Source organism: Algoriphagus sp. AGSA1 (assembly GCF_021390545.1).
GTDB lineage: Bacteria > Bacteroidota > Bacteroidia > Cytophagales > Cyclobacteriaceae > Algoriphagus.
The window spans coordinates 53,615-76,997 of the sequence record NZ_JAJUWR010000016.1; the positions used below are offsets into that span (position 1 = coordinate 53,615).

A 23,383-nucleotide genomic window follows, 5' to 3' on the forward strand; every position below is an offset into this window, starting at 1 on the left:
ATAAGAAACATGAAAAAATCAATTTCAAAATATATGCTTATCGGGATGGTTACTGTTGGAGTAGCATCCTGTGATATAGGAGATTTCGGGGATACTAACGTAAACCCTAATGAAACAACTCAGGCAATCCCGTCTTCCTTATTGACTAATTCAATCAATAGCTTGAAGGGAACAGTAGATGATCCTCAGGGCTCACTTTATTCGCAATATTTGGCAAATTCCCAATACACGAGTGCGGATAATTATCAGACAATTATATTTGATTATGGAGCCCTATATAGAGGAGCATTAATGGATTTAGAGCAGATCATTCTCGTAAATTCTAATGAGGAAACCATGGTGGAAGCATCAAGGTATGGTTCAAACGAGAATCAGATTGCAGTGGCTCAAATACTGCAGTCTTATTTTTTCCAGAGAACAACCGATCGATGGGGGGATATTCCCTATTCTGAGGCATTAAATATTGGTGAAGGAGTACGTCAACCTGCATTTGATGCACAATCAGATGTTTATGCGGGTATTTTGGCTACACTCAAAACCGCTCAAGCAAACATATCTTCAACTGCGCCTGTACAGGGGGATATCCTTTTCGATGGAGATATGGATATGTGGAAAAAGTTTGCAAATACACTCCGTATGGTGATGGCTTTGCGGCTTTCGGAGGTAGATCCAACAACTGGCGCCGCTGAATTTGCTTCTGCTATAAATGATGGAGTGATTGCTTTGGATAATAGCGAAAACATTTTCTACGCGAACCTACCGGAAGCAGCTTTCCAGAATGCATGGTTTGCCAGATTCCTTACACGCCGTGATTATGCTGTGGCCAATACCTTGGTAGATAGAATGCAGACTGTAGCAAACGGTGGAGTACTCAATGTCGCCATGGATCCGCGTCTTCCTGTATATGCAGATCCTACTGAAAATGGAGGGAACTATGTAGGGATGCCTTATGGGCTGTCAGAAGCTAGATCCGGTGCGATTCCCAATACAAACAAATCTTTCTTAGGAGAAGAATTACGAGCTCAAGATGCTCCAAATTATATCTTTACGTCAGCTCAGGTATTGTTTTCTATGGCTGAGGCTGCCCATAGAGGATGGATTGCTGGAGATGCCGAAGCGCTATATTATCAAGGTATCGAAGCCTCTCTGGAACAATATGAGGTAGCTGATGGATATGCCACTTACATATCAAATTCATGGGTTCAATATGATAATGCCAGAGCTTTAGAGAAGATAAATACCCAGAAGTGGATAGCCAACTTCCTGAATGGTTATGAAGCATGGGCAGAGTGGAGAAGAACTGGTTATCCAGATCTGAAGCCAGCTGAAGATGCGCTGAACGCCAGTGGTCAGATTCCAGTGCGTCAAGCATATCCTTTGTTTGAGGTTAACCTTAATTCTACAAACTACCAGGCTGTAGTAGCCCGTCAAGGTGCCGATGGATTGGATACTCCGGTTTGGTGGGATGTTGATTAATTTAAGCTGAAAATATAAAATGCCATCTGCAATTTGTGGATGGCATTTTTATGCTTCCTGCACCTATGAAGAGAAAACTACCACACTTATTATTCTTCTTGCTTTTAACCCCGGTACTCTTCGCACAAGAGCCGGTCAAGCCAATATTTTTTGATCGGGACTATTTCGAAACGCCCCTTCCAGTGGTGTTGGATAATCTTCAAGAGCATACAGAAAACCTCTTTTTCTATAAAAAGGAATGGGGAATTGAAGCTTTTCTGGTAAATGCCAAACAAGGGGAAAACGCTATTGAATACATAGAAAACCTATTGAAAAATTATGGCTATAGTATTGTTTATTATAAAGATCTCTTAATCATAGTCAACCAGGAAGGCTTGGAGGCATACCGGTACGAAAAGTGGGAGGAAGATGACGCCAACCTTAATGGATATCAATTAATAGGAGCAGGCAAGCCGGAAAATTCGAATTTGCCGGTTACACTTTCTGGCAGGATCACTGATGCCGGTGAAAATGAACCTTTGATCGGAGCAAGCATACAGGTAGTAGGCAGCGAAGAGGGGGTGGTTACTGATTTAGACGGCAAGTATGTGCTGAAAATTATTCCTGGAAAGTATAAACTGCTTGTTCAATATTCAGGTTATGAGCCTCAATCGATCCCAATTCAGTTGATCAATACAGGAGAATTGGATGCGGAACTTTTTAATGAAACTCTTAAGCTGGAAGAATTCACTATCACCGCCAGAAGTCAGGAAATTTCTGTTTCTGAAAAAATTGCAGGAAGGGAAATCCTTGATATTGCGGTAATCAAAAGTCTGCCCACATTCATGGGCGAAGTAGATCCGGTGAAAAGCCTCATTTCTCTCCCTGGCGTGAGCTCGGTCGGAGAAGGCACGTCAGGTTTCAATGTACGCGGCGGAGATCCGGGACAAAACCTGGTCATGATGGACGGGGCTATTGTGTATAATAGTTCTCATTTGTTTGGTTTCTTTGGAGCATTTAATTCAGACCTGATCAGGGACGTGGAATTATACAAAGGAGGCGGGCCTGCTAATTATGGCGGGAGAGTCTCATCTGTGCTGAACGTAAACCTTCGCAACGGAAATTCCCAAGGCATGGAAGTACAGGGTGGGATAGGGTTGATCTCCTCCAGACTACTGATAGAGGGGCCAATAAAGAAGGACAAAACCACATTTTTGATATCAGGAAGAACTGCTTATCCTAACTGGATGCTGAAGCAGATGAAAGATCCGGACTTGTACCAAAGTGCCGCAGGATTCTATGATGTCAATTTTAAAGTCAACCATACCCTAGATGAAAACAACGTTCTGACTTTCTCTGGATATCTTAGTGAGGATAATTTTGAATTTGCATCTGATACAGCTTATGTGTGGAAGACCAAACTCGGTATTTTAAAATGGGGACATCGGTTTAACAACAGATTTCTGATGCAGGCACAGATGGTCGTGAGTGATTTCCAAAGTAATATTCATAATACTGAAGTCAATTACGATTTCGACTATCAATCCGGTATTCTAAACTATCAGGGAAAAATTGATTTTACTTATGAATTGGGAGCTGCGCATAAGTTCGATTTTGGATTTACCTCGCTTTATTATGATTTCAATAATGGGGAATTTACTCCAGGAAGAGAAAATACCACCTCTCAAATGGTGCGAATCCCGCAGGAAAACGCGCTTGAAAGTGCCGTCTATCTGAATGATGAGTACGTCATTTCTCCGCGCTTATCCTTAGTGTATGGGTTGAGGGTCTCTAATTATTTGGCTCTAGGGGGCAGTTACTTTGAATTTGATCCTGATCAGCCCCGTACACCGGCATCTGTCACAGATACCTTGGCCTTTAGCTCAAATGAAATAGCTAAGTCTTTTTTTGGTATAGAGCCGAGGGCTTCTTTTAGATGGCTCGCTACTCCTTCCAGCTCGATCAAGCTCAGCTATTATCGGACGAACCAGTATATCCATTTGATTTCAAACACGGCTGCTATTTCACCTGTGGACTATTGGAAGTCCTCGGGATATAATCTATCTCCTTCGATTGCGGATCAATATACTCTGGGGTTCTTCAAAAACTGGAAGGATAATCTATTTGAAGTATCGGTGGAAGGCTATTATAAGGACATACAAAACGTAGTCGATTATAAGAATGCCGCAACGATTTTATTAAATGAAACATTGGATGCTGACTTGGTACAAGGTGTAGGCAAAGCGTATGGAGCAGAGTTTTTGATTAGGAAAAATCGCGGAAAGCTCACAGGCTGGGTAGGATACACTTATTCTAGAAGTTTAAGGAAGTTTGACCAATCCCCGTTCAAAGAAGAGAAAATCAATGGGGGGAGCTTTTTTCCGGCCAATTATGATAAACCGCATGACCTCTCCCTGGTAATGGATTATAAGGTAAGTAGAAGGTTTGCCATGAATCTTAATTTTGCGTATTCTACAGGCAGGCCAATTACGGTTCCTGTTTCTAAGTTTCAATTTGAAGACATTCTCTCAGTGCTGAATTACAGTGACAGAAATCAATATCGGATTCCGGATTATCACAGATTGGATTTGGCTTTTACGTTGAAAAGCGGCTTGAAAAAAGAGAAGTTTATTGACGGGGAGTGGGTATTCTCCATATATAATGTGTACAGCAGAAGAAATCCCTTTTCAGTTTATTTTACCCAAAGAGGGAATGCCTTTCAGCTTTCTGTTTTGGGTAGTGCCTTTCCCTCTATCTCTTACAATTTTAAATTATAAAGATGCGACAGAGTTTTACGATAGCGCTTCTATTGATATTGACTGCCTGCATTGATCCCGTTTCCTTCGAGACAGGAAGTGAACCACGTCGGCTGGTTGTGGACGGCTTTATCTCCAATATTTCCTACCTGGAGCAAAGTAAGAAGCCTGCACCTCCTCAAAGATTTTATGTGGCATTGCGATGGACCAGCACGGTGAATAATGTCCTGGATGAGGTGATTCCTGATGCCAGGGTTACCCTATTGACTTCTGAGGGTGAAAGCTATGCCTATCTCTGGAACCCAGAAGCTAAAAAATACTTGATCGGGGATGCGGATTTCTCTGCTAAGGTAGGCGTGACTTATAAAGTGCATATAGAGACTTCAGATGGGAGGATATACGAGTCCGATGAGGATGGGATTCATCCCGCTCCAGCCATTGAGAAAGTAGATGTGGAACATAAGACGATCCTGAAGAGCATTAATGTAGATAATCAGACACAGTTAGTAGAGCAGAGAGGAGTTCAGGTGTCTGTCCCATTACAGGAGCATTCAGAAGAGATCTTCTATTTTCGATGGAAAATTGTGCCGAGTTGGATTTTTGAAACATCGATGCTGGGAGATAATAACCCAAACAAACGGTGTTATGCTACGAATGCTTATGAATATCAGGACATAAGAGTTTGGGAAGATAAAAAAGGGGGATATAACCGGGGATTGTTTTTTTTAGAAACGGACGATAATGAGCAGATTAAGTTTGGTTATTCAGCTTACATTACCCAATATAGCCTATCACCTGAAGGATACCAGTTTTGGGATCAGCTTGCTACCCAGCAACAAAGTGGCGGAGGTATCTTTGACCCTCCTCCATTTGAGTTGGTAACTAATATCCGAAATGTCGCCGATGCTGAAGAGAAAGTTTCGGGCTACTTTTTTGTCGCACACGAATCCTCTTATAGATGGATGCTTTCCCCAGAAGACTTGCCCTATCAACTCACATTTCTTGATCCTTGCGAGCCTATTCCCGGCATACCATTCATTCCTCCTGCTGGCTGTAGCAATTGCCTGGACTACAGGGGAGCACTCACTGATATTACCAACCAAAAACCAGAATGGTGGAACGAATTCTAACTTATTTATCGGTAACGTTTTTTCTTATTAACTCGGGAGAAAACCTGTCATTTGCTCAGGATACACAGCACCGAGTGGGCATGATTGTCTCTTCCTCGGTATTTGTAAGTGGAGATATAGTCCCTTTACTATTGCTCCCTGTGGATGAAGCTGGTAGTCCAGTCGAGAAAGATAAACTGTTGAATCTGTATTTGGTCGATAACACAGGAAAGACTGTGGCTATCGAGCGATTTAATGCTTCCATGGACAATGCATCCTCCGCTTTGTTATTATCAGACCAGCTTGCTACGGGGAACTATAAGCTGGTGGCTCATATTCCGGGTTCGGATTTCCAGACTGAGGCTATAATCCATGTTTATAATCCCGCAATTTTTTCATCGACTTCCCTTCCAAAAAATGCTGATCCTGAGTTAGATCCGTTAAAGCAAAAAATTTCTGATAATGAATGTTTTAAAGTTGAAATAAAATCAAACTCCGTTAAGGCCTCATCAAAATCCAATGAAACGGAATTAGTGGTAGTGAAAGTTTACGATCCCTCGCTGGAAGCATCTCCACTTTTCGGAACATTGAAGGAATCGGAAGTTGTGGTAGATAATTCACCGAAATTCAAATTAGTACCGCCTGTTAAAGAACCTAACTCAAGAATCTCTGTCTATTTTCTGGATCAGGGATTGGTTGAGGAATTTGCATGGCGTGATAGTGCCAGGTACGAAGATAAACTTATGCATCATAGAGGGGCTTCTGCTGTTTGGGCATATCAATCCGGCAATTTAGGAGAACCTATAGGTGAAGTGGAGGTGGATTTTTCATCTTTGGAGAATAACCAGTTCAAACCATTTGAGGACAAAGTGCCATTTAGCGAAGCTGTTGTGAAAATTTTGGATCATAAAAGAAAGCGGAAATACATAGACCAGATTTACCGGACTGGTTTTGATGAATATGAACCACTAGCTAAACAAACAGAACAAATCGCTCCTGATCAGGTTTATCTGGCCAGTGATTATTCTGGCATTGCTACCTTGAGAGAGGCTTTTTCAGGTATAGTCTCAAAGGCATCTGTAAAACGGAACAAAAACACGTACGAATTGTACCTGTCTCCGGCAAATTCAGGTTTCCGATACGAATCAGGGCCATTAATTCTAGTTAATGGTTCACCTCTATTCGAGTTGGGGGAACTAATGGAAACGCCTTTTCACCAAATTAGAGCCATTTCTATCTATAACTCAATCCAATCCCAAAAGCGATTTGGTGTTTTGGGCAGGTATGGGGTGGTCAGTATAGAAATGAAAGAAGAATTCCAATATCCAAAGAAGGATGAGAAAGAAAATTATCCCTACTACCAGGGAGTAAATGATTTGGTGCAAGTAAATAAGAGAGTTGACTCAGCTTTACCGGATCTCCGTCCCGTTTTGCTCTGGGAACCGAAGGCTCTGGTAGAGCCAAGTCATACTTTTATATGGGAACCATCCGATGTAGCGGAGACTTATCAGCTGTGGGGGGCTTGCCTAAGCTCCGAGGGCATCTCGGTATTTTGTGATGACCTTTCACCTGTTTCAAACTGACCGATAGCAAGATTTTATGGAATCATGATTTCTATGGATCGCCTAGATGATTAGATAGTATATTTAATAAGGTAAATTTAAATTTAGGTGCTACCTCACACTATAACTCTGCATAAATGGCTGTCCGTTCGAGGCTACACCTTCAAGTAAAAGCCTTCCGCTGTATTTCTCCAGGTAGGCACCGACTTTGTTAGGATCTTGCGCAGGGTTTCCATTGATCTGGGTGATGATGAATCCTTCCCGCAACCCGAGCTCCCGTAGATATCCTCTGGTCAATCCGGTGATTTTGATACCATAATCCACCCCAAATTTGTCTTTCTCTATGGTATTCACCGCTTCCAGTCTTGCCCCTAAAATACCTGAGCTATAGAATTCCCGCTTAATTACTCCGTTACCGCCTTCTAGGTTTTGAAGTCGGAGTTCAGCTGTTTTTGAGCTTCCCTTTCGTAGAAAATTCACACTCAGATCATCGCCTGGATAATAATAGGACAATGCTTCTTCGAAACTTCCTTTTCCGGTAATTACCTGGTTTCCAAGTTTTGTGATCACATCATTGCGCTGCAATCCGGCCTGCTCTGCCGCACCCCCTTTGATCACATGGGTGACTATGACTCCATCTAGCGTTTTGATGTTCATTTCTTCCGCCAATTCAGGTGTGATTTCTACCGCCTCTATACCTGGAATGGCTTTTTGGACTTCTCCGTATTGTATAAGGTCATTGGACACTTTCAGGGCAATATCCACTGGTACTGCAAATCCATATCCTGTATAAGATCCTGTTCTGGAAAGGATAGCGGTATTGATCCCTACCAGTTCTCCATTTACGTTGACAAGAGCACCCCCAGAGTTGCCCGGGTTGATGGGTGCATCTGTCTGAATAAAGCTTTCCAGAGGAAAATCCCCTCCTAGGATATTGATCTGACGCTCTTTGGCAGAGACTATCCCGGCAGTGACAGTGGAGGTAAGATTAAATGGATTTCCAACTGCAAGTACCCACTCTCCGATCTTCAGATCCCGGCTGCTGCCACGCTTAATTGCGGGCAGATTGGTTTCTTCTATTTTCAAAACCGCTATGTCGGTGTTTTTATCTGTGCCGATCAGTTTGGCTTTGTACGTTCTCTTCTTATGTACCACTTCTATGGTTTCCGCCCGGTCTATCACGTGGTTATTGGTGACGATATAGCCATCTGCTGAAATAATCACACCGGAACCTGTACTGACTTGCTGGGTGGGTACCCCCCCTCCTCCGAAGAAGTAATCAAACATACTGTATCTTCTGGGATCGGTTCCGGAGAAGTTCTTGATAAAGACAACAGACTCTGTACTGTTTTCCGATGCTTCGACAAAAGAAATTGGCGCATCAGTAGCAGCGTATGGCCTTGTGGAAGGTTGATGTTGGGAAGTAAAGCTTACCTCAGCGGTATTGGGTTCAGGAGCATTATAAAACTGTTCTGTTTCCGAAAAATTGATTGATGTCCAGACTGCAGCTCCGGCCAAGCCTGCCAGAAAGGACACTCCGGTTGTTTTGAATAGACTGTTCATAGCGAATTATTTATCAAAGTGACGGATTGCACTGGTTTCTGTTGAGAATTTCACTTTTTTTAAGTTCAAAGTGTAATAAAATCTCTTCTTTTTGGCCTTTAAAAATATGCCATCTGATAAAATCTGACGAATTGTACAAGGAAAAGTGGGAGCATCTTGTAATTTTGTCAGCAATTGAGAAAACTCACCAAATCTAAAGAGTTTTGATTTACTCAACAATCCAAAACTGAATGACAGAACCCAAACGCGTAGCCATTCTGGGCAGCACCGGAAGTATTGGTACCCAAACCCTGGAGGTGATCCGCCAACATCCTGAAGATTTTATTGTGGAGGTTCTGACCGCACAGAATAATGCGGATTTACTGGTTGCACAAGCGCTGGAGTTTAATCCAAACGTGGTAGTGATCGGTAATGAAACACTGTACTCCAAAGTTCGGGATATCCTTCAGCCAAAGGACATTAAAGTGTATGCGGGCGACAAAGCTATTGCCCAAGTGGTGGAGATGGAAACTATTGATGTGGTTTTGACCGCATTGGTAGGCTATTCCGGGCTGATTCCTACGGTAAATGCCATTAAGGCAGGTAAGCAGATTGCCTTGGCAAACAAAGAGACTCTTGTTGTAGCAGGAGAGATTATCACTGCTTTGGCAAAAGAAAACCGGGTCAATATCTATCCTGTGGATTCTGAGCATTCCGCGATTTTTCAGTGCCTGATCGGTGAGTTTCATAATCCTATTGAAAAAATCATCCTTACTGCCTCCGGCGGCCCGTTTAGGGGTAAGGACAGAACTTTCCTGGAAACTGTAACTTGTGAACAGGCACTTAAGCATCCCAATTGGGACATGGGTGCAAAAATCACTATAGATTCTGCCTCCTTGATGAATAAGGGCTTGGAAGTGATCGAGGCAAAATGGCTGTTCGGGCTGAAAACTGAGCAGATTGATGTGGTCGTACATCCTCAGAGTATTGTACATTCCATGGTTCAGTTTGAAGATGGATCGATCAAAGCACAACTTGGATTACCAGATATGCGTATTCCAATTCAGTTTGCCCTGAGCTTTCCTGATCGGCTGAAAAGTGATTTCGAGCGGTTTGACTTTATGGATTATCCTCAATTGACCTTCGAACAACCGGATTTAACAACCTTTAAGAATCTTCAGCTGGCCTATGATGCCCTTGCAAAAGGAGGGAATGCGCCATGTGTGTTGAATGCTGCCAATGAAATAGCGGTTGCGGCTTTCCTGAATAAAGAAGTGGGTTTTCTGGAAATGTCAGAGCTGATTGGCGAAACTCTCGAAAAAGCTGAGTTTATTGCACATCCAAAGTTGGAGGATTATGTGGAGACGGATAAGCGGGCAAGAGAAATTACAAAAGAACTAATAACGAATAAAGTATAATGGATACCTTAATTATGGTGGGCCAATTACTCCTGGGATTGTCGATCCTGGTGGGTTTACACGAGTTGGGCCACTTGCTTACCGCCAAGATGTTTGGCATGAGAGTAGAAAAATTCTCAATTGGATTTCCTCCGAAAATCGCCGGATTCCAGTATGGGGAAACCGAATATTCCATTGGGGCTATTCCACTGGGAGGATTTGTAAAAATCTCCGGAATGGTGGATGAATCCATGGATTCAGAGCAAATGTCCGGGGAGCCACAGCCTTGGGAGTTTCGCTCCAAGCCAGCTTGGCAGCGTCTGATCGTAATGTTGGGCGGAATTATTGTCAATGTGGTTACCGGAATCGTGATTTTCGTGATCTTGGTTTATAATAATGGGGAAACCTATTTCTCCCGGGACCAAATCATAGAAAACGGCATTGTTGCCCTTGAAATAGGTGAGTCTATAGGTTTGCAAACAGGTGATAAGATCTTGGATATCAATGGTGAACCCTATGAAACACTCAGTGATCTTACTTCAGGTTCAGCTTTGCTCAGTGAAAATGGCTACTACACCGTAGATCGTGGAGGAGAAATCCTCAAAGTTGATATTCCCCGTGGCTTTATCAATTCCTTCAATAGTCAGAATGCGATAAACAGTTTTGTGGACATCAGATATCCGTTCGAACTACGCAAGATAGATAAAGGTGGTGCGGCAGACAAAGCCGGAATCACGCCAGAAGATAAAATCCTTTCTGTAAATGGTCAGCCAATCACTTATTTTGACGAACTACAGACTGCACTTGGAAAATCCAAAAATAAAGCGGCTGATTTTGAATTGCTGACGAGTTCCAATGACACCATACATAAAATGGTAGCGGTGACAGATAGGGGGACGGTGGATATTGCTGTCAATCCTTTGATAGAAATGGTTCAAAGCAAATATAGTTTTACTGAATCACTTAAAAAGGGAACGGTAAAAGCATTTACGGTAGTAATCGTGAATGCAAAAGCAATGGGTAAGATGTTTACCGGGGAAGTATCAACCAAAAATGTCAGTGGGCCTATTGGGATGGCAAAAATCTATGGGGATACCTGGAACTGGACTAAATTTTGGACTATCACAGGGTTGATTTCCATGATCCTTGCCTTTATGAATCTGTTGCCGATCCCTGCACTGGATGGAGGGCATGTGATTTTCTTGCTATATGAGATGATCTCAGGACGTGCGCCTTCCGATAGATTTCTAGAGAATGCCCAGAAAGTCGGTATGGTCGTCCTGCTTGCATTGATGGTATTTGCGATCGGAAACGATGTGCTCAAACTGTTTACAGGTGAGGGCTAAAGCAGAGTGAAAGTATATAAGGAAAGCCGGGAGAAATCCCGGCTTTTTGATTTTTAACCAGTGGCAGGCTCTACTAAAAATATTTTTAACTAAATATTGGTTAGTTAAAAATAATCTAATTATCTAGCGTGATAATTAGAGACATATGAATAGAATTATACTCATGGTGGTGGTCATGATTTTGACGGGTATGCCATTTTTTTATGTCCAGGCACAGAGTGGTTATATAGAGGAAGAGATATGGTCAAGAATCAATCCAGCTTCCGCTCTGGAGTCGGATTTTATTATTACTACTGATGGAACCAAGCTTTTTGGACAAATCATCAGCAACTATGATTACTCCAATTATGATAAAGTTGAATTTGAGCATAATGGAAGTGTAAAGACTTATTTTCCCGCAGATCTTCAGGCTTTTGGGCTGGCCAATGGGCGGTTTTTTATGAGCAAAAAACTGGACGAATCCTCAGCACTTGAATTTGTACAGATTTTGTTTTCCGGCAAACTCCAACTGGATTATAAAAAGGGCAAATATTATATAGACAATGGATTAGAGATCCAAGAGCTTCGCTCATATTACCAGGATGTGACCTATGATGGGGGAAAGAGGAGAAAACGTATCAAATTGTATATCTCTACTCTAAAGATATTAACGGCGGGAAGCTGTGGTTTTGAAATAAATGACCTGATTGAACGGGCAAATTTGGAAGAACAAGATTTGATCCGTATCCTAACACAATATCATGAGTGCGAGCAATTACCTTATAAGGTTCATGTAGATAAAATTCCACTTTTTAAAATGTCACCTACTGTAGGAGTGGGAATGGCAGCTATGTTCATTAGGTCTTTTGAAAATGAGTATGGGAGAGCAAGTAAAATAGATCAACCACGTAATTTTCAAGCTGAGGCAGGCATTAGACTTCATGATTTCAGAAAGTCTCCTCGAATAAGTTTTGATTTAAGATTCAAGTACCAGGTCATGTCTAGTACTTGGTCGATCAGTCAAGTCAATAGATCCATTATGGTAACAGGATCGCAAGATTTTACACAGCGAAGCATCCAAATCCCTTTTAGTGTCAATTTTAGTTTTTATAAAAGGGATGACTTGAATATTTATTTTGGTTTACGTGCTGGTTTAATGTTTACTTCCCTGAAAACCAGTGAGGGATACATTGACTTTACACACCTTCATTCAAATCAAACCTATTTAAGCAACATGGATCTGATGGAGGCAGAACCATCACTTTTTGTTCCTGGATTGAAGTTGGGAAGCACTATTCCAATCAATGAGAAAAGAAGGTTATACGCTGAAATTCAAGCGGATTATGCAAAAGGAATGTATTTGACCTTTTTGCCTAATTCAACCAACGTAGGATATAATAATACGCTTGTTTCATTTAATATAGGATTTGAATTTTGAATGGTATGAGGTTACGATTTATAATAGCCGCGGTTTCTATCATGTTTTTAGCTTCTTGTGAAAAAGAAGAGATTGTACCAAGGACAAACCCACGGTTTTCTGTGACACTAGTGCAGAGTATATCTGAGGAGGGGGCGGAGTTTCGTGCCCGCATGATTGACCGTGGGAGTGATGAGATTTTGGAATATGGATTTGTGTATTCAGAGTCAGATAATCCTACAATAGGATACTCAGATTATGTCAGTAATCCAGGTGCTCCTCAGGAAAATTTCACTTTATCAGCTTCTTATGGATTGATAGAGGGAACGATATATTATGTTGCAGCATTTCTTCGGACTAGTAATGGAATTGTCTATTCCACTCCCACCGAGTTTTTGAGTCAGGGAAGTAAGGGGTTTGTGTTTGATAGAATGGAATTTGCGCAGCCGGCTTATTATGGTGATACAATACTTGTCTTTGCTGAAAGGCTTAGCACAAACCTTCAAAATTATGAGATAAAGGTAAATGGGACTCCTGCCCAGGTATTAGGATTAACCAAAGAGAGTTTTGAAATTATAATCCCAAGCTTGATACAAATTGATCGAATAGATGACCAATCTATTAACTTAAACTTCGATATCACTATTGCAGGGAAAAAGTTAGAATTAAATGAACAAGTAAATTTCAAAGAACCACAGTTTTTTACTAACCCAATTCAAGAGGTCTTTTATCAACAGGAGGTAGTGATAAAGGGAGATTTTCTCACTTCTGATGAAGTTCAGGTGATCATGAAGAGTGAGAATGGTGGAGGATGGCCTTTGCCTGTCATGAAGTACGAAGAAAAGGAAATAACATTTCTAGCACGGATGAATAATTATATTGCTGCCAATGGGAGCTTGGTAGTTGAAGTTCGTGGAAAGGAATATCCTCTCAAAGATGTTTTCAGGATGAAGGGATCGGAGTTAATACCAAATCAACAGTTTTCTGGTAAAACCTATGATTACTATGAAGTCTTGGGACAGAATTTTATAGAAGAGTATCAAGGCAATGAATTCTTAAGTGATATTCCTGGTGTTGCTGTTCCTAGTGAGCATGCCACTTCCGATATGGTAGGTGTAATTTTTGGGAGAAATATTTCATCCAGAAATCTGAAAGTCTATGCAAATAATTATGGACAGAAATCTAAGAATTATGCTGAGTTTCACTTCACTGATCCGAATTTGCGCTTTATGCCAATGCCGGAGGAATTTGTTGGCTATAGAAATGTACAGGAAAGTGGGGTGACTGTTGAGGGTATTGGGTACTTCTTTTTGGAAAATAATGTGTACAGAATTAACCCGGAATTACGTAAAGTAGAAAAAGTGGCCAGCGGTCCAGAAAGTGTGTACCATCTTGCCGGTGGATTCTCTTACGCTTCTATTAACGGTAAAATCTATTTAGGTGCCATTGGCAAGTCAGTCAGTCAGAATTCCTTTTGGGAATTTGATCCTAAAACAAATAAATTAAAACAACTTGCTGATATTCCTTCCTTGGCAAACAAACCCAAATTAATTTATTCTATGGGTAGCCACTTGTATTTTGAAGGAGGATATAAATATACCGCCGGTGGTTATATCTGGGATGCAGGTGTATATAAGTATACCATTTCTACCAATACTTGGGAAAAGCTTGAAAGAGAATTTGAAAATGATCAGTATACTGTATTATTCAGAACCTTTAGATATGATGGTGCTATTTATACTATTATGGACAACACTGGATCTATATATCCAGAAATACGACAGTTTAACCCCACTACAGAAAATTGGGAGCCCTATGCAGATTTGGGACATTTTGGAAGACCAACTTCTGCCAATGAAATATTTGTAATAGGTGACTGGGTTTACAGTTTTTACCCGGAGGAAGTTTCAGCGTTCAATATGCGGACAGAGTCCACTAAGATTTGGCAGCATGGATTTACGGTTTCTTATTTCAATTGGAATTACTCATTTCAATCGGAGGATAAGATTTATGTTTACTCAGATAGGTCACTTTTTGAGTTTGATCCTGAATATTTTGACCAATAACTGCCATTCTGACCATTTGCCCCTTTGGCATGCACCTTGACCTTTTAGCAAGAACCTTCGTATTTTGAGGGTTCTTCTTTTATTTTAGCATAAAACGGACAGCTTAGCTGTCATTCTGTCTATATGAGCCAATTCGAAAATTCAGTGTTTCAAAATATGATGGTCGGTGATTTTGCCGGCGAAGGAGATCTGATCCAGCTAATAACCGATGAAGAGGATGATGCGCAGGGAAAGGAAGTTCTTGAAGATGAGATCCCTGTTCTGTCAGTGAGAAACACGGTGCTTTTCCCTGGGGTGGTCATCCCCATCACCGTGGGGAGGCAACGTTCCATACGCCTGGTGAAAAAAGCACAAAAAGGAAATAAACTGATAGGGGTGTGTGCCCAGATCAATCCTAATATTGATGATCCAGGCTGGGAGGATATCTATCAAATAGGGACACTTGCCAAAATCATCAAAATGATCGTCTTGCCTGATGGCAACACCACCATTATTATCCAAGGGAAAAAACGTTTCCAGATCAGTGAACAGATCACCGATGACCCATACTTCATTGCCAAAGCTGAATACCTGGAGGAAAATTTCCCCAAAAGCTCCAAAAAAATCCAGGCATTGGAAGAGTCATTGAAGGAATCCGCCACCCGGATACTTCATCTTAACCCGGAGATTCCGAGGGAGGCCCAGGTGGCATTGGACAATATTGACAATACCCCCTTTTTGACGCATTTCCTTTCCTCCAATATCAACGCCCCGGTTGAGGCAAAGCAGCGTTTGCTGGAAATCAATGATGGGGTAGAGCGGGCGACACTTTTGCTGGAGTTTATGATGAAGGACATCCAGATGCTGGAGCTGAAATCTGAGATTCAAAAGAAAGTACACACGGATATTGACCAGCAACAGCGGGATTATTTTCTTCGGCAGCAGATGAAGGTCCTGCAGACCGAGCTTGGGGACGAGGGTCCTGAAAAAGAAGTGGAAGACCTGAGACTTCGGGGGGCTAAGAAGAACTGGCCGGAAGAAGTAAGGCGACATTTTGAAAAGGAACTGGACAAAGTGCTCAGAATCAACCCTTCTGCAGCGGAATATCCTATAGCACTGAACTATGCCGAAACCATGGTGGATTTGCCTTGGAATGAATTTACCCAAGATAATTTTGATTTGAACCATGCCAAGAAGGTATTGGACAGCGATCATTTCGGATTGGAAAAAGTCAAAGAAAGAATCATTGAGTACTTGGCGGTTTTGAAACTAAAAAATGATCTAAAAGGCCCGATTTTATGTCTCTACGGCCCTCCTGGTGTGGGAAAAACCTCTTTGGGTAAGTCCATAGCGGCAGCCTTGGGAAGAAAATACGTGCGTATGTCACTGGGGGGGATGCATGATGAGGCAGAGATCAGGGGGCATCGCAAAACCTATGTAGGGGCAATGCCCGGGAAGATCATCCAGAACATGAAAAAGGTGAAAATCTCAAACCCAGTGTATGTGCTGGATGAGATTGATAAGCTTTCTTCTGATTTCAGGGGAGATCCTTCGTCAGCATTCCTAGAAGTGTTGGATCCTGAACAAAACAGCGCTTTCCTGGATAATTACCTTGAAGTAGAATATGATTTGAGCAAGGTGCTCTTCATTGCCACTGCCAATTCCCTGGATACTATTCAGCCTGCACTGCGGGACAGAATGGAAATCATAGAGGTGACTGGATACACCCAGGAAGAAAAAGTGGAAATCGCCAAGCGCCATTTAGTACCGAAACAGCGAAAGGAACATGGGTTGAAGGCGAAGCAAATCAGCTTTGACAAGGCTGCATTGGTAAAAATAATAGAGGATTATACCAGGGAATCCGGTGTACGGAATCTCGAAAGGGCGATAGGCAAAGTGGTTCGGAATATAGCCAAGGCTATAGCGATGGAAGAGGAGTACAGTCCCAAGATCACGGCCACCGCAGTACGGAAAATCCTGGGATCCGAGATGTTTGATAAGGAGTCTTATACTGACAATAATACCGCTGGTGTTGTGACAGGGCTGGCATGGACGAGTGTGGGTGGCGAGATACTCTTTATAGAAACCAGTCTTAGCCGGGGCAAAGGCAAACTTACCTTGTCGGGGCAACTTGGCGAAGTCATGAAGGAATCCGCGATCACTGCTTTATCCTACCTGAAATCCAAAGCTGAGAAACTTGGGATTGATCATAGAGTGTTTGATCAATATGACCTGCACATCCACGTACCAGCGGGAGCTGTGCCTAAAGACGGGCCATCAGCTGGTATTACCATGCTGACAGCGATGGCTTCTGTCTTTACCCAGCGAAAGGTAAAGGCAAAGATAGCCATGACAGGGGAAATCAGCCTGATAGGAAAAGTAATGCCTGTGGGAGGAATCAAGGAGAAAATCCTTGCGGCCAAAAGAGCTGGGATTAAGGAAATTATCCTTTGCCATAAAAATCGACGGGATATCGAAGAAATCGATGAACAGTACGTTAAGGGAGTGGACTTCCATTTTGTGAATAGAGTGGAGGAAGTGTTGGAAATAGCACTTTTGAAAGCAAAGGTGGACGACCCCTTGAAGTTTAACTTACAGCCTGAAAACCCCAAAGAAAACGACTAGTGTTCTTTGGCCAAAATCAGGCTAAGTACTTATCAAAATACTAAAATCATACAATGACTCAGATCGCCATAGACCACAGCGATCTGCGTACATTTTAACCTAACAACATGGAAAAAATACTTTCACTTACTCCGAGACAGATTGTCGCTGAGTTGGATAAATATATCATTGGGCAGCACGATGCAAAGCGCAACGTGGCCATAGCATTGAGAAACAGGATCCGGCGCTTGCTGGTGAAGACCGATATACAGAAGGATATCGTCCCGAATAACATTCTTATGATTGGATCCACGGGCGTGGGTAAAACGGAGATTGCCAGAAGGCTTGCTAAAGTGGCGCATGCGCCTTTTACCAAAGTAGAAGCATCTAAGTTTACCGAAGTAGGTTACGTCGGCAGGGATGTGGAGAGCATGGTGAGGGATCTGGTAGAGCAATCCGTGGCACTGGTCAGGGATCAGAAAAATGAAGCTGTAAAAGCGAAAGCCGCTGAAGCGGTGGAAGAAATTATTCTGGATATTCTGATCCCTCCGGTAAAAAATGCCGGATTTACCCGGACTATTCCTGTAAATAGCGAGGAGGATTCTGAGCCAAGCAATGATGATGAACTGAATGAAAGGACCCGTGACCGCTTCAGGGAGAAGCTACGTGATGGGGAATTGGATGAGCGGAAAATCGAAATCAGCGTGAAAGCAGGCTCGCCGGTGGGGGTAGGCATGATCGGAAACGGGATGATGGATGATGCCAGTATGGCAGGCCTTCAGGACATGATTTCCAATATGATGCCTAAAAAGGTGAAGAAACGCAAAGTGAGTATTTCTGAAGCGAGGAAAATACTGCTGGAAGAAGAAATGTCCAAGTTGGTGGACTTTGAAGAAGTAAAGGAAGAGGCAATCAAACTGGCTGAGAATAACGGAATCATCTTCATCGATGAGATCGATAAGATCGCTTCCAAATCGGGTAAAAACGGTGGTGGTCCCGATGTGAGCCGTGAAGGTGTACAGCGTGATTTATTGCCTATAGTAGAAGGCTCTGCCGTCAATACCAAGTACGGGGTGATCAACACAGACCATGTTTTGTTTATTGCGGCGGGCGCATTTCATGTGGCTAAGCCCTCAGATCTGATACCCGAACTCCAAGGTAGATTCCCTATCCGTGTTGAGTTGCAAAGCTTGACCCAGGAAGACTTTTCCAGAATTTTGCGCGAGCCTAAGAACGCGCTTACCAAGCAGTACCAAGCCTTGTTTGAGTCCGAAGAGGTGTACTTGGAGTTCAATGATGAATCTATCGAGGAAATTGCCAGATTGGCCTTTTTGATCAATCAAGAGGTGGAAAATATAGGCGCAAGAAGGCTGCATACGGTAATGAGCCACTTACTGAATGATTTCCTGTTTGAGGTGCCGGATACCATTACAGCCAATTCCAAAATCATGGTTACCAAAGAAATGGTACAGGACAGATTGAGCTCTCTTGTACAGAACAGGGATCTTTCCCAGTATATTCTTTAAATCAACACATTCATTCTAAATGAAACATTCTCTTCTTATTCTCACAGGCCATAGCAAAGGATTGGGTAGAGCGATTTTGGATACTTATCTGCAAAAGGATAATTATACTATTATAGCTATTTCTAGGAGTAAGCTCGGTCTGAAGCATCCAAATCTCCATGAGGTCAGTATTGATCTCGGGGATTTGGATGTGCTGGAGAATAAACTCCCGGAATTTTTTCCTTCCGGAGATTACGAAGAGGTGGTCTTGATCAACAATGCGGGCTGGATAGGGGAGATAAAACCTGTAGGAGTGCTCCAAGTCAAGCAAATGAGGGCACAGGTCAATGTAAATCTTTTGGCTCCCATGTATTTGACAAATGCTTTTGTGGCAGCGTATAAAGATAGTAATGCCAAAAAGATTATTTGTAATATCAGCTCCGGAGCGTCTTCCAGACCTGTGGCAGGATGGGCTGGATATTGCAGTACCAAAGCTGCCATTGCCATGTTTACTCAAGTGGCTGAGAAAGAGCATGAAAATTCCCAGTTCAGGTTTTTTAGCCTGGCGCCTGGAATTATAGATACAGAGATGCAGGATGAAATAAGGCAGGCAGAAGAATCTGATTTTCCTGATTTAGCGCGTTTTAAGAATTACAAAGTAGCAGGAGATCTTTCCTCTCCAGAGACGGTTGCAGCTAAGGTCAGTTACTTATTGGATCATTCTGAGGATTTTGAAGGAGTGATTCAGGATGTAAGAGCCTTTGATTTGCCTTGATTTTCATAAGGTAACCTAAGGGAGCTTTTACTCAAACCTGCCAGGTTTAAATTGGTGATTTTTGCTGAAAAAGTAATTTGTTACGGCTTTACTGGCAAAACCTGGCAGGTTTGTCTTGCACTTTTTTACTTAGGGCTTGCTGAAAAAGTCTCAGGTATGCCAGGTCTGGCTGCCCTCCGGGAGGCGGGCCTACCAGACAGGCAGGTTCAAGGCGGCCGAGTGAAGATGTATGCTTATACCTCGAATGAGGCCAACATAGAAGATGGTATGCCTTAGACTAGCTTGAAAATCTCGATTTTGAGATTTTCTGATGCATGGATAAAGGCCCATTCCCCTCAATAAACTTGCACTTGCTTCAAAACCCTACGCATGAAAAAAGGGTTAATCATTCAAAATGATAGCTTTTGATTTATTACTGGCGTTTTTCAGCATGCCCTACTTATTGTAGTCGTAATTTTGTGTTATAAGTTGGGGGATTCCAATGAAAAGGAGTGGCGTCCCTTCTGATTTATGATTTTTTAGGGTAGTCAAAGAACCAAGTCCTGGAGTTGTTTGGAGAGAACTTTGCCCAGTGATCTGTATCTGCTAGAAAGCCATATTGACCGGAGGTAGGCAGATTGTCAATGCTCCCACCTAAGACTTCAATTAAGTCATTCATGCCCGGATTGTGCCCGACCAAAAAAATTGTATTGTAAGAATCATCCAGCCCTTGGACAATTTTCAAGAGCGTACTTGAAGAAGCATGATATAAGGACTTTTCATAAACTAGTTTAGCTTGGGATAGCTTAAGTACTTCGGATATGATTTCTGCAGTATGGGCAGCACGTGTAGCAGTAGAACTCAGGATGAGGTCAGGAGAAACCCCTCTTTGTAATAACCTGAATCCCATAATTGGCACATCCCTCAAGCCTCTCCCTGCCAATGGTCTATCGGGATCATCCAAAAGAGGGTTGTCCCACGCTGATTTCCCATGTCTGACCAAAATTATTTTCTTCATTTTTTCAAAATAAGAATGATTATTTTGTTTTTTTTATTCGAATATTTACTTTTAGCTCTCTTTCAATTCCATTTTATCACAATTTATTATGTTTACCGGAACAGTAAAATTTTACAATGAAGCCAAAGGGTTTGGATTTATCGTTGACGATGAGTCCCAAAGCGAAGTATTCGTACACGCTACCGGGTTGGTGGACCAAGTCGCACAGAATGACAAAGTAACTTATGACGTCAAAGATGGCAAAAAAGGGCCGAATGCGGTCAATGTCAAAAGAGCCTAATAAGATCTTTTTTTGTTAGCGAGAATCATTCCTCTGGAGATTTGCCTTCAGAGGAATTTTTGTTTTTATTCCCTGGATCATTGTTTTGATCCGTGTCTAACCGTTCCGGGCTGATGTCTTCGCCGGGTCTGGATATGTTTTCTTGCCAGTTGGATGGGATGGATTTTAAATAAAGGTCTCTTTTCGGAAATGGGATTTCTATGGAGTGTTCAGCGAATTTTTCAAAGATTGTAGCCATCACTTCCGCCCGTACGTCCACCCAGATGTCCATACTTTCCACCCAGAATAATACCCGAAAATCCACCGAACTATCATTGAAAGTCTGCATATATACACGTGGAGGTGGAGCCTTCATAATACGTTCCCCTTTCAAGACCTCTTCCAGTACGGCTTTGACCAGCTTCATATCTGAACCGTAGCCCACTCCGATAATCAGCTCCACTCTTCGCTTTTTATCTGAAAGAGTCCAATTAATCAAACTTTGCGAGAGCAAATCACCATTTGGCACCACGATTTCAGAGCCATCATAAGCCTGGATTTTACTTGCCCGTATTCCTACATCTTTTACAGTTCCGGCATTCATCCCTACCTGGATTTCATCCCCGATCTGAATAGGCCGCTCGAACGCAAGGATGATGCCTGATACCAGATTATTGATGATGGTCTGCAGGCCAAACCCGATGCCTACTGATAAGGCTCCCAGTACGATAGCAATTTTGTCAAATGGGATTTTGGCAGCCGTCATGCCTATGAAAAAGCCGATTATCAGCACAGCAAGCCGGATCAAGAGAACAGAACTGCCCAGTCGCTGCTTTCTGGATGTAGCGGTTTTTTGATCTTTTACAGAGGCAAAATAGGCTATGTTGTTAGCGAGAAAGGTGGAGACATAGAGGATTACCGCGAACATAAGAATGCTCCCGAATTGAAAAACGGTTTCTCCCAATGTCCTGTCCTTTAATAGAAATTCTGAGATCCAGGCATAGGTTTCATCAAAAAAGCCCAGATGCCAAAACATCCCGTAAACCCAGGTGGCAATAGCAAAAACGTAAAGAATGCCTTTTGTGCGCTTCTGTAAATCCTGGAAATCAAAGTAGGAGGTAAACACGTCGCTTTCTTTTTTGCTGTGTTCTATAAATAAATAGATGGCTTCCAGAAATACATTGACAAATAGATATAAGCCTATTGCCCTATAGAAAAGAACAATACCTGCGACCGAATAGGTTTTGGACAGATTGAACCGTCCAAACACATTGGTGAAGAAGGCAAAAATCTCGATCAGAATCAGAAAAACGGCTAGGCACTTCAGGAAGTTGTGATGCTTGTCCTTGACTTTCATAGCATGCTTGAGAAGCAAAATTCCCATCAAAATAAAAATCAAAGATGAAAGTAGGATAAACCACCTTTCCTGATACATTGTCTTCCAATTCAAGCCGCTAATTGCCAAAAGCACGTAGGGAGGCAAAAAGGCAAACCATATTTTGTTGAAGTAAGCACCAAATTGTTCTCTGATCAGAAAACTGGAAGCTATCACCATAATAAGGGATAATAGGGATATAAATACTAATGGCGGCTTGGGAAAAATTATCAAAAATATAGGTAGAAGAATCAGTAAAGTGGAAGAGAAGGTATATCGCTTGAAATATTTTACCCGGTCGAATATAAGTGGGGCAAATTCCTTTTGGCTAGCTATGATTTTGAGGGTCGATCTGATTTTCCAATAGGAGAGAATCAACAATACGCTACAGATAAGAAAAGTGTATTTTGTGCGATCAACATAAGCCTTCATCAGGTTGAAATTGAGATGGAAAGAGGCTTTTGTTGCCGAAGATAGCGTTACAAGTTTGGGGTAGTTGGTAGGTTCCCATAGGTAATTGATCTCTTTGGTCCAATATTGCCTATCTAGTCTTTTCTTGGTTTGGTTCAGGTACTGTTTCAGTGCTAGAAAAACCATAGCGTTTTCAGATACCTTTGCCTGATAGCGAGCAGTGAGAATTTCTTGCTGTAGATAGATGCTATCTACTTTCATTAAGGATTCCTTGAGTAATTTGAATTCGTGGTTGATAGAGGGTATCAAAGAGGTGTCCCTAAGTGTCATCTGAAAAAGTGAGTCCGCTTTTATTTTGTATAGTTTTTCCCCCACTTTTGAAAGATTGTCCGCCCTTTCTTGAATTTTCCTCCGGTACTCATTATTCATATCTCCCGCAGTGGAAACAAGGTTCTCCATCCCTATCAAATAGCGATGGTTTAGATGATCCGCATCTGCTTCCGTTTGAGACTTTATTCTACTGGCCAAACGGTTGATGGATGGGAGTTGGTCATACATCTCCAATGTGTCGAGAGACTCAGCTAGTTCTATGTTGAGTTCGCTTAGGTCATATGCATAGCGTTGGGCTTTGTTGATGATTTGGGTCAGTACTGAACCGGGGGACTTTGTGGTTTTCGGGGGGATGTTGATGGTGTCATTGAATGTGAAGAGCGTATCTATTGCGGTTGTTGGGGTGGGGGTAGGCTGTGAACTGTTGGACGTGCTAGTCTCTTGCCCGACACTGCAGTGGGGAAAAGAAAAGAACAACAACAGGGCCGACAGGTAGTACTTCATAAAAATATATTTCCT

Annotated in this window: 16 protein-coding genes; 13 read left to right on the forward strand and 3 right to left on the reverse strand. The window is 42.2% G+C overall.

Translation table 11 applies throughout. The features are described from left to right. Positions 1-9 precede the first annotated feature (9 nt). The 4 genes from LZF95_RS14115 (at position 10) to LZF95_RS14130 (ending at position 6,903) form a co-directional block, all read left to right on the forward strand. Positions 10-1,476 carry a SusD/RagB family nutrient-binding outer membrane lipoprotein gene (locus tag LZF95_RS14115; protein WP_233755737.1) on the forward strand — a complete coding sequence of 489 codons (1,467 nt, stop codon included), beginning with the start codon at positions 10-12 and terminating at the stop codon, positions 1,474-1,476. Between the two features lie 65 nt (positions 1,477-1,541). Next, complete coding sequence (locus LZF95_RS14120; protein ID WP_233755738.1) at positions 1,542-4,232, forward strand: TonB-dependent receptor; 2,691 nt, start codon at positions 1,542-1,544, stop codon at positions 4,230-4,232. Between the two features lie 2 nt (positions 4,233-4,234). Then, positions 4,235-5,341, forward strand: a complete 1,107-nt coding sequence (locus tag LZF95_RS14125; protein WP_233755739.1) for a DUF4249 domain-containing protein — start codon at positions 4,235-4,237, stop codon at positions 5,339-5,341. Then, positions 5,323-6,903 (forward strand): hypothetical protein, encoded by a 1,581-nt coding sequence (locus tag LZF95_RS14130; RefSeq protein ID WP_233755740.1) that lies wholly within the window; start codon positions 5,323-5,325, stop codon positions 6,901-6,903. The genes LZF95_RS14125 and LZF95_RS14130 overlap by 19 nt, the downstream gene beginning before the upstream one ends. Before the next feature lie 90 nt (positions 6,904-6,993). Here the strand turns inward: LZF95_RS14130 and LZF95_RS14135 are convergent, their stop codons facing one another. Next, positions 6,994-8,445 carry a trypsin-like peptidase domain-containing protein gene (locus LZF95_RS14135; protein WP_233755741.1) on the reverse strand — a complete coding sequence of 484 codons (1,452 nt, stop codon included), beginning with the start codon at positions 8,443-8,445 and terminating at the stop codon, positions 6,994-6,996. A gap of 230 nt (positions 8,446-8,675) precedes the next feature. Here LZF95_RS14135 and LZF95_RS14140 point away from each other — a divergent pair, with 230 nt between their 5' ends. The 8 genes from LZF95_RS14140 to LZF95_RS14175 all read left to right on the forward strand — a co-directional run bounded on the left by LZF95_RS14140 (position 8,676) and on the right by LZF95_RS14175 (position 19,768). Beyond that, the gene (locus LZF95_RS14140) at positions 8,676-9,842 is read left to right on the forward strand and encodes a 1-deoxy-D-xylulose-5-phosphate reductoisomerase (RefSeq protein WP_233755742.1); all 1,167 of its coding nucleotides are present in this window, start codon (positions 8,676-8,678) and stop codon (positions 9,840-9,842) included. Continuing rightward, positions 9,842-11,167: an RIP metalloprotease RseP gene (gene rseP, locus LZF95_RS14145; RefSeq protein ID WP_233755743.1), complete on the forward strand. Its 1,326-nt coding sequence runs from the start codon at positions 9,842-9,844 to the stop codon at positions 11,165-11,167. Before LZF95_RS14140 ends, rseP begins: the two co-directional genes overlap by 1 nt. A 145-nt stretch (positions 11,168-11,312) precedes the next feature. Then, entirely contained in the window at positions 11,313-12,584 is a 1,272-nt protein-coding gene (locus LZF95_RS14150) for a hypothetical protein (RefSeq protein WP_233755744.1), read from the forward strand. Between the two features lie 5 nt (positions 12,585-12,589). Next, positions 12,590-14,629: a kelch repeat-containing protein gene (locus LZF95_RS14155; RefSeq protein WP_233755745.1), complete on the forward strand. Its 2,040-nt coding sequence runs from the start codon at positions 12,590-12,592 to the stop codon at positions 14,627-14,629. Between the two features lie 123 nt (positions 14,630-14,752). Next, entirely contained in the window at positions 14,753-17,233 is a 2,481-nt protein-coding gene (gene lon / locus LZF95_RS14160; protein WP_233755746.1) for an endopeptidase La, read from the forward strand. A 107-nt stretch (positions 17,234-17,340) separates the two neighbouring features. Further along, on the forward strand, positions 17,341-18,738 hold the full coding sequence (gene hslU, locus LZF95_RS14165) for an ATP-dependent protease ATPase subunit HslU (RefSeq protein WP_233755747.1): 1,398 nt from the start codon (positions 17,341-17,343) through the stop codon (positions 18,736-18,738). Positions 18,739-18,757: 19 nt separating this feature from the next. After that, positions 18,758-19,492 carry an SDR family NAD(P)-dependent oxidoreductase gene (locus LZF95_RS14170; RefSeq protein ID WP_233755748.1) on the forward strand — a complete coding sequence of 245 codons (735 nt, stop codon included), beginning with the start codon at positions 18,758-18,760 and terminating at the stop codon, positions 19,490-19,492. A gap of 51 nt (positions 19,493-19,543) precedes the next feature. Further along, positions 19,544-19,768 (forward strand): hypothetical protein, encoded by a 225-nt coding sequence (locus tag LZF95_RS14175; protein WP_233755749.1) that lies wholly within the window; start codon positions 19,544-19,546, stop codon positions 19,766-19,768. Positions 19,769-20,000: 232 nt separating this feature from the next. Here the strand turns inward: LZF95_RS14175 and LZF95_RS14180 are convergent, their stop codons facing one another. Beyond that, entirely contained in the window at positions 20,001-20,489 is a 489-nt protein-coding gene (locus LZF95_RS14180; RefSeq protein WP_233755750.1) for a histidine phosphatase family protein, read from the reverse strand. A gap of 88 nt (positions 20,490-20,577) precedes the next feature. Between LZF95_RS14180 and LZF95_RS14185 the strand changes: the two genes are divergently transcribed. Next, the gene (locus tag LZF95_RS14185) at positions 20,578-20,769 is read left to right on the forward strand and encodes a cold-shock protein (RefSeq protein WP_233755751.1); all 192 of its coding nucleotides are present in this window, start codon (positions 20,578-20,580) and stop codon (positions 20,767-20,769) included. 25 nt (positions 20,770-20,794) lie between these two features. Here the strand turns inward: LZF95_RS14185 and LZF95_RS14190 are convergent, their stop codons facing one another. Further along, complete coding sequence (locus LZF95_RS14190; protein WP_233755752.1) at positions 20,795-23,368, reverse strand: mechanosensitive ion channel domain-containing protein; 2,574 nt, start codon at positions 23,366-23,368, stop codon at positions 20,795-20,797. Positions 23,369-23,383: the final 15 nt, after the last annotated feature.